Origin of the sequence: Bacillus sp. 179-C3.3 HS, assembly GCF_047229225.1 — a bacterium.
In the GTDB taxonomy this organism is placed as follows: domain Bacteria; phylum Bacillota; class Bacilli; order Bacillales; family Bacillaceae; genus Bacillus.
The window spans coordinates 1-776 of sequence record NZ_JBFEFT010000052.1 but is presented as its reverse complement, the minus strand read 5'-3'; the positions used below and the strand labels follow the sequence as shown (position 1 = coordinate 776).

The following is a 776-nucleotide window of genomic DNA, read 5'->3' as shown; positions in this document are numbered from 1 at the left end:
GAGCCGGTGATTCCTGTTTCGCCAGTAGCTCCAGTTGAACCGGTAATTCCTGTCGCGCCAGTAGATCCAGTCGCACCGGTGATTCCTGTGGCACCAGTTGCTCCGGTTGAACCGGTGATTCCTGTGGCACCAGTAGCTCCGGTTGCACCAGTGATGCCTGTCGCACCGGTAGGTCCAGTTGAACCGGTAATTCCTGTAGGACCGGTAGATCCAGTTGAACCAGTGATTCCAGTCGCACCGGTAGATCCGGTCGGACCCGTGATTCCTGTCGAACCAGTAGTTCCAGTTGAACCGGTGATTCCTGTAGGACCGGTAGCTCCAGTTGTACCAGTAATTCCTGTGGCACCAGTTGCTCCGGTTGAGCCAGTGATTCCTGTTTCGCCAGTAGATCCAGTTGAACCGGTGATTCCTGTCGCGCCAGTAGATCCAGTTGAGCCAGTAATTCCTGTTGCACCTGTAGGTCCAGTTGAACCGGTGATTCCTGTAGGTCCAGCTGAACCAGTGATTCCTGTCGCACCAGTAGATCCAGTTGAGCCAGTAATTCCTGTTGCACCAGTAGATCCAGTTGTACCAGTAATGCCTGTGGCACCGGTAGATCCAGTTGAGCCAGTAATTCCTGTCGCGCCAGTAGATCCAGTCGCACCGGTGATTCCTGTGGCACCAGTTGCTCCGGTTGAGCCGGTGATTCCTGTTTCGCCAGTAGGTCCAGTTGAACCGGTAATTCCTGTAGGACCGGTAGCTCCAGTTGTACCAGTAATTCCTGTGGCACCGGTAGA

1 protein-coding gene is annotated in these 776 nt (G+C 54.5%); it reads right to left on the bottom strand.

The window, feature by feature from the left end; all coding sequences use genetic code 11:
• On the bottom strand, positions 1–776 hold a 776-nt coding region (locus AB1K80_RS17150), incomplete at both ends, for a hypothetical protein (RefSeq protein ID WP_412858146.1).